The organism is Corallococcus sp. CA054B (assembly GCF_003611625.1).
In the GTDB taxonomy this organism is placed as follows: Bacteria; Myxococcota; Myxococcia; order Myxococcales; family Myxococcaceae; genus Corallococcus; species Corallococcus coralloides.
This window is the reverse complement of the sequence record NZ_RAVY01000399.1, coordinates 1-1,191: the sequence shown is the minus strand read 5'-3', so window position 1 is coordinate 1,191 and position 1,191 is coordinate 1. Positions and strand designations below refer to the sequence as shown.

Here is a 1,191-nt window from a genome sequence, read left to right as displayed (position 1 = left end):
CCCAAGAGCCACTCACCTTGCGCCGTCTGGGTGAGGAAAGTCCAAAGGTAGCCTTGGCGCGTCTTCTTCACGTCCAGCACGCGCACGGGTGTCTCGTCGGCCCACACCACGTCCGCGGATGCAATGACTCGCAAGAGGTGCTGGGAGAGAGGCAGCAGCACCGAGGCGGCCTGGTGGAAGAGGTCCGTCAGGGTGCTGCGACTCATGGGCACGCCACCCCTTTCAATCCGCTGGGCGAGCCGGTGCAGGGGCATGGCGTCGGCGCACTTGGAAACCACCACGTGCGAGAGGAAGCCCGGGCCGTACTCGCCCTTGTCCACCACCTTCGCGGGCGCGGGCGACGTCACCACGCCCTGGCCGCACTTGCACGAGAGGACTTCCTGCACGTGCACCTGCTTCTCGAAGAAGGCCGGCACGTACTCGTACAGCACCGTCCGGCGTCCCTCGCCCAAGGGCTTCAAGTCCTCGCTGCCGCATGCCGGGCAGTGCCTCGACTCGGGTGGCACCGCGTGCCGCACCTCGCGCGTCGGGGCCTCCTGTGCCTTGCGAGCCGCACGCTCCCGTCGTTTCGCCAGGGCGGCCTCGGCCCGTGCCGTCTCTTCCTCGGGGCCGCGTGCCTCGCCTCGCAACTCTTGGGCGACAGGGCGCAGTTTCTCCGTCTGCTTGCCGAAGACGCGCCGCTCCAGCGCGGCCATCTTCGACTCCAGCGACGTCATCCGCTCACGAAGCTCCTCGGCTTCCTCCCGCCAGGGGCAGAAATGGTCCTGAGGAAGTTCGCGCGGCACCCGCAGGCCCATACCGCGCGGCCCGTCTCCGCGCCCGCGCCAGGCCGTCAGGAGGCCGCGCGCCCGGGCGGAGACCAGGCCGGCGGGCGTCGCACGTCCGCCACGTCAATGCCATCCAGCAGCATCGCCAACTGCGTGGCGTCCAGCGTCACCGCCTTCGCCTCCGCGTCCACCCGGGGCAGCCGGAAGCGGCCCGTCTCCAGCCGCTTGTACAGAAGCACGAAGCCGCCCCGGCTCCACGTCAGCACCTTGATGCGGTCGCCCCGCCTGGAGACGAAGGCGAAGAGGTGCCCCGAGTAGACGTCCTCCCCCCACGCCGTGCGCACCAGCGCCATGAGGCCGTCAATCGACTTGCGCATGTCCACCGGCTCCACCGCCAGCACCACGCGCACCGACGCAGGCAGGG

The 1,191-nt window shown here is 70.0% G+C and carries 2 protein-coding genes; both read right to left on the bottom strand.

Annotated elements, in window-relative coordinates:
* Positions 1-716, bottom strand: a 716-nt coding sequence (locus D7V80_RS40985) for a transposase (protein WP_158616785.1), incomplete at its 3' end; no start/stop codon positions are given.
* Positions 717-832: 116 nt separating this feature from the next.
* Positions 833-1,191 (bottom strand): IS66 family insertion sequence element accessory protein TnpB (gene tnpB / locus D7V80_RS40980; RefSeq protein WP_158616784.1); only part of this gene is annotated, 359 nt, incomplete at its 5' end.